Here is a 5,957-nt window from a genome sequence, read left to right on the forward strand (position 1 = left end):
AAGGTATTTGATTATCAGGAGCACAAGGCCCAGTTCGCGGCGTATGCGAAAGTGCACAATCAGCAGAGAGGGGGCACACAGAAATGACCGTTGAAGAGCTGCAAATCATCGTCAGAACAAAAACGGAGTCTGCCGAGAAAAAAATTGCAGGCCTTAAAAAAAGATTTGAGTCTATCCAGCAGACGAAGGTTCCCGACGTTCAAGTGTCTACCGGCAAAGCTGAAACGGCGCTGAAACGTCTGCAAGCGGAGGTTGACCGCACACAGGCCAAGATGGCCAAAATCAACGAGAAGCTTGCCCCTCTCTATGCTCAGCAGGACGCGATTGTCAATAAGTATCGCAGCATGCCTGCGCTGTCCGGCCTGACGAAGGATCAGAGCCTTGATTTCATGGTTGGCAATGATGCGGGCATGCAGAAACTTGACGCGCAGATAGCGCCGCTACAGGCCCAGGTGGACGCTCTTAGGGAGAAGACGGCCGTAGCGACAGCGCAGATGGGCAGGCTCCAGGAAACGGCATCCAAAAGGACGGCGCCCGCCATGCGGAAGGTGAGAGACGGCACAAAAGATGCGGGTAAGTCGCTTGATAAAGCAACCGGCAGCGGTGGAAAGTTTGAGCGAATGTTGGGCCGCATCGCGGCGCGCTTGGTAGTTTTCGGCGCAATCAGATCGGCTGTTTCTGCTGCCACGGAGGGTATGCGGAATCTGGCTGCATACAGTTTGTCCATGGGTGGAAACGACGCCGGTCAGGCGATCCAGAACATGGCGAAGCTTAACGCCATCGGCCTACAGGTCAAAAACTCATTGGGCACGGCCTTTATGCAGATACTGGTCGCACTGATGCCTACGATACAGCGGCTGGCGGATATCATATCAAACGCGGCGGACAATCTTAGTCAGTTCTTCGCGGCAATGTCCGGGGCGTCTACATATACGCGGGCAAAAAGGTCCGTAGACAACTACACCAATGGGCTGACTTCGGCCATTGAGGCAACGAAAGCGCTGAAAAACGCAACAATCGGAATTGATGAGCTCAACATTCTGCCATCTATGCAGAATTATATGCAGATGTTTGAGGAGGTTCCAATTGACAGCAAGATCAAGGAAATAGCCGACAAGGTGAAGGCCATAATTGACCCGATACATGATTTGCTGGGGGATAACTGGCTTCTTAAAATACTCGGTGGTGCAGCCGGTTTGTTGGCGTTGAGAAAGTTAATCTCCGGCTTAATGAGCCTCTTGGGCTTGTTTAAAAAGAAAAATACGGCCCTAGCGGAGCAGACGGAAAAGGTCAACGCCGATGCAAAGGCCACAAATCTTTTGACCAGCGCCGCCCTAGCCGCGGTCCCCGCAGTAGGGCTATTAGGAGACCAACTCGGCAAACTTAAATCGCCCGAGGGGGAGCTAGCACTGCCTCCGGTCACTGTTCAAGCGCTGGACCTTGAAGCGTACAAAAAATCCGTGCTTGCCTACCAAACACCTGTAACCGCGCCTGTGATTCAGGCTGCGATGGTGCCGGTCATCAACATGGATAATTACCTTTATGCAAAGTCGGTTTACCAGTCTCCGGTGCAGGCTCCAGCGTTCGCACCTGCTATTATGCCAGCCGTAAATGCGTCCGCCTATTCAACCTCCCTCCAAACTGCGGCGGAGCAGGCTACAAGCTTTACCACAAGCACTAATGCAGCACTCAATGAATGGGGCACGGTGCAAAAGAGCAATTACCAAACTGTGATGGATTATTTAAACCTCGCAACTGCCCTTGCTATTCCGTCGCTAATACCCCAGTACGCGGCATTTTATCAAGCAACTAGCGAAGGTGAAGCGGCATGGGGGAACAACTTCATGGGAAATTATCATACGGTTATGCAGTACATAGGTGACGCGACCGTGTCGGGGTTGAATGTCGCGGGCAGCGCATTAACATCATTCTTCAACGCCTCCGGGCAGGCTGTGGCCTCGTGGGGGAATGGACTGGTAAGCACGACGGCCTCTGCGATATCCGGCGTCGTCAATACCGTATCTTCTGGACTCAGCAGCGCATGGGAGAACTTTAAGAGCTTTGCGGAGGCGACCGGGCAATGGATCAGCGGGGCCTGGGAGGGAAACAAAAACTGGATCATTCCCGCTGCAAAAATAGTCGCAGGCGTTGCGGTGGCGTCCATAGTAATAGGTGCAACGGGAGGACTCGCCGCGCCCGGGGCAATAGCGGCGGGATCCGCACTTCTGGGCGCCGCCGCTCTCGCGGATGGTGGATTCCCGTCGACAGGACAACTTTTCGTCGCCCGCGAGGCGGGGCCCGAATTGGTTGGGACAATGGGCGGGCACACGGCCGTTGCGAACAATAAACAGATTGTCGACGGCATCGCAAGCGGCGTAGCAACGGCTAACGCGCAACAGAACGCCATTCTCATTGAGCAAAATAACCTTCTTAGGCAACTCCTTGAGAAAAATAGCGACATCATCCTGGACGGGAAAAGGGTGTCGCGCCAGCTCCAACCGGCAACACAACGGCAAAGTCGGCTATCGGGCACGTCTTTTGTGAACGCAAATGCATAAATCAAGCGCCCCTCCATCCCGAGGGGCGCTTGAGTAATTTACTGATTATCATTTTAAACCAATTTGCGCTTTTGCTACGACCTTTCCACCTTGAAAAGTAACATTGCAATTAGCGCCCAACATTCCTCTCCCGTCCCAAGTGTATATTTCCGTTTCGTACTCAGGATCGCCAATATCCACCTGAGACATCAGTTCGCCGTCCACACCAAGTATAGCGCGAACATCGCTATAACTCATGCCGGTTTTTACTTCTCCGAAATTGTCCAATGTTACACCGCTGGTCTGCTCGAAATTGTCAGCCGGAGCTTGCGGGTTAGGCTGCGACCCTTGATATATTGCGCTTGTTTGCGGCCCCGGCTGAAAGCCGGGAGAGACAGCAGCCAACTTTGAATCGTCTCCGCCGCCAAGGCTTCCGATAGCAAAAACGCCTACCACAATAATGATGAGCCAAAACCACCAGCGTTTATAAACTGGCTTTCTCCTCATCGTGGTACCGCAGATCGGACAAAACTCGCTTGTAACTTTAGCCCCGCAATTCGGACATTTTCTCATTTTGTTTCTATTGTTGTTGCTGTTTCCGACATTCCTGACGTAGTCCAAATGTTCTGGCGAACCGTAAGAGCCCATAGCAATCCTCTCCGGCATTTATATTTTATGCCTACTTTCCCCAATATTACCATATCAAAAAGGAGAGTACAATATGAATGAAAATCACGTTTTATCCAATGCAATCAGCAAACTAACGATCTTATGCATAGAAGATGGAGAAGAAAAGGAGATAGCGGCGATAACCAACGAATTGATTACCACCGCCTGCCCAAGCGTTGTTGTTAAATTGTCGCCGAAGATTGATTAGTGCTCAGTGTCTTTCGGGGGATTTGGGTCATTGCCGTAGCTGTCCTTGCTTACGATTTGGCCGTTCACGCCCTGAACAATAACTTCGCTTCCTTGGTTTTTCGCAATTCCGATAGCATAATTTTGTGCTTCTTTTTGAGTGTCGAAATGCTTTGTGTCTTTCTCGTTGCCTTCGCCATGAACACCCCAGCCATTTTCGCGCGGGGAGACCCATTGATTTTTACCCATTATCTTTTTCACCTCCTTCCATAATTCGACAATATCACGCAATTCAAAATATTTCAAGAGCGCTGTGGGCGCCTATAGATCAATTCTATAGGCGCTCTTTCCTTTGGAGGTAACGCCATGACATTTACTATCAACGGGACGGACATTACTCCCTACATAGCCCCCGACGGCATCAAGTGGCAGCGGTCAGATGTGGAGGGCCCCAATGCTGGACGCGCCATATCTGGGTCACTGATACGCGACCGGGTAGCGATCAAATACCGGGCGGATATCACATGCCCGACGCTGAGTGCCGCTGCTGCGTCCGTGCTCCTTGCTCTGCTTGAACCTGTGTGGATTACGGTTGTCACCGATACGAATCCGTTTACTGGCAGTTCTTTAAAAACGTACACAATGTACAGCAACAACATTTCAGCCGTTCGCAAAACGGCATGGACTCCTTTGGTTAGCGGCATCACTTTCCCGCTGATACAGAAGTAGGTGGGCGATGAACAAAATAACATGTAACGGTTATGTTTATACGGATGAAACTGCCGACCAGGATGAGAAGGATATCTTGGCCGGCAGTGTATTTAGGGGCAACTCGCTCAATGCCGAAGAGCTCACTATCGACACGTTCGATGCGACACTCAATGTCGATGACGCACTTCTTGTGGACAACGACGGTTACGAGCTTCATACCGCAGATGACGAGCCCATATTGATTTCAAATCCGATCAGCGACTACAAGTACGGTGACGTTATCCAGTATGAGCATGACGGAACGACGATAATCAAGGCGTATTTGGAAAAGCAGCCCTCCCGCATAGGCGCGACGAAATATGACTTCCCGAGCTTTTCGGCCATAGGGATTCTAGACAATCGGCGGCATTACGGCGGCATGTATTCAGAAGTGCCAGCCGGCACTATCATCGCCGAATTGATGGGCGATATTCCGTATACGATTCAACCCGACGTCGCTGCATCGCCCGTCACCAACTGGCTACCTGTAGCGTCATGCCGCGAAAATCTCCATCAGGTACTTTTCGTAATAGGGGCCGGGGTGTTCAAGGACGACAACGGCGATATAGTCATCAAATTTATCGAGGCGGCTATACCCGTTGCGATAGACGATGACAGGATTTACATAGACGGCTCTATTGAGCCGAAGACGCCCTGCACCCGCGTTGACGTGACTGAGCACTCATGGTTTGTAACGCCAGAGGATCGGACCGTAACTTTGCTCGATACATCCTTATCAGTGACGTCACAGGCGGTCCTGTTCGACAATCCGTGCCACGACCTCGTTGCCTCTGGACTGACCATCGAAGAATCAGGCGTGAACTATGCGATAGTCAGCGGTGCCGGCACCCTGCAGGGTAAAGAGTACACGCATACAAAAACGGTGCTGTCTTTTGATACCGGTATCGCCGGGCCTGAAAATATCGTCACCGTAACGAACGCGACACTGGTATCTGCGTTCAACTCGTATAACGTCGCGCTGCGTGTTGGGCAGTATTATTCAGAAGTTGCAACTATAAACGCGGCCCTTGTGCTAGGCGAAGAGCGCCCCGCGCTGGAAGTGAGTTTCACAAATCCTTTCGGAGAGGCCGAGACCGGATATATCAAATCCCTCGACATCGGCAATATCTCAGCAACGTTAAAGGCAGACGCGGAGATTGCAAAAGGTTTTCTCCCTGTCGGCCACGGTGACAACTACAATAATTACGTTGTCCTCACGGATATCGGCAACTGGACCATACCCGAAGACGTAACCCGGATAAGGCTCATTGAAGTTGAGCCGGGCGCCCAGGGCGTTTCTGGAGAGAACGGTAAAAACGGGTCAACAGGAGCTCCCGGCGCTGGCGGCGAACCCGGAGAGGGCGGGCCCGGCGGTAGGGTTTTGGTTATGGACCTGACCGTCGTCCCATTGTCGGTCAAAGAGTATTCCTGCGGCGAACACACCATATTTGATGGCATCAGCGCGGAAACGGGCCACGCCTACGGCTCCGGCTATGTTGAGCCAAAATCGGGCCTCATCTTAGGGCGAAAAGGCGATACCGGGGAATTGGCGGGCGGCGCGGGGGCAGGATCGTCAGGCGTGGGGCCAAATGTAACGAAAAACGAAACCACTTATCACCCCGGAGCCAACGGTTCACCGGCATCGTTAGGCGGCGTTACAGCATACGGCGGATATGGCGGCGGCGCAGGCTCGGCGGGCAATGGATTAGCGGGGCAGAGCGGGGCTGTATCTAAATCTGGCGGATACAACTACACCTACACATTCCATGGCGGCGGTACTTGGTCGGGGACGATGACAGGCCGTTCGGACTTTAC

The 5,957-nt window shown here is 52.3% G+C and carries 5 protein-coding genes and 1 pseudogene; 4 read left to right on the forward strand and 2 right to left on the reverse strand.

What is annotated here, in order from left to right; translation table 11 throughout:
• Positions 1-83: 83 nt before the first annotated feature.
• Positions 84-2,558: a hypothetical protein gene (locus BUB60_RS19265; RefSeq protein ID WP_073083343.1), complete on the forward strand. Its 2,475-nt coding sequence runs from the start codon at positions 84-86 to the stop codon at positions 2,556-2,558.
• 48 nt (positions 2,559-2,606) lie between these two features.
• Here BUB60_RS19265 and BUB60_RS19600 read toward each other — a convergent pair whose 3' ends face one another.
• A complete protein-coding gene (locus tag BUB60_RS19600) occupies positions 2,607-3,185 on the reverse strand; it encodes a hypothetical protein (protein WP_084726635.1) in 579 nt (192 codons plus the stop codon).
• A gap of 73 nt (positions 3,186-3,258) precedes the next feature.
• On the opposite strand from BUB60_RS19600, the gene BUB60_RS20345 reads away from it, so the two are divergent.
• Positions 3,259-3,414 (forward strand): hypothetical protein, encoded by a 156-nt coding sequence (locus tag BUB60_RS20345; protein WP_159435489.1) that lies wholly within the window; start codon positions 3,259-3,261, stop codon positions 3,412-3,414.
• Here the strand turns inward: BUB60_RS20345 and BUB60_RS19275 are convergent.
• Positions 3,411-3,641 (reverse strand): DUF2188 domain-containing protein, encoded by a 231-nt coding sequence (locus BUB60_RS19275; protein ID WP_073083346.1) that lies wholly within the window; start codon positions 3,639-3,641, stop codon positions 3,411-3,413. The genes BUB60_RS20345 and BUB60_RS19275 overlap by 4 nt on opposite strands.
• 117 nt (positions 3,642-3,758) lie before the next feature.
• Here BUB60_RS19275 and BUB60_RS19280 point away from each other — a divergent pair, with 117 nt between their 5' ends.
• Together BUB60_RS19280 and BUB60_RS19285 are read left to right on the forward strand one after the other, a co-directional pair.
• Positions 3,759-4,121, forward strand: a complete 363-nt coding sequence (locus BUB60_RS19280; RefSeq protein WP_073083350.1) for a hypothetical protein — start codon at positions 3,759-3,761, stop codon at positions 4,119-4,121.
• Between the two features lie 7 nt (positions 4,122-4,128).
• Positions 4,129-5,957, forward strand: a pseudogene (locus BUB60_RS19285) (hypothetical protein); the annotation flags it as partial.

Source organism: Sporobacter termitidis DSM 10068 (assembly GCF_900130065.1).
GTDB lineage: Bacteria > Bacillota > Clostridia > Oscillospirales > Oscillospiraceae > Sporobacter > Sporobacter termitidis.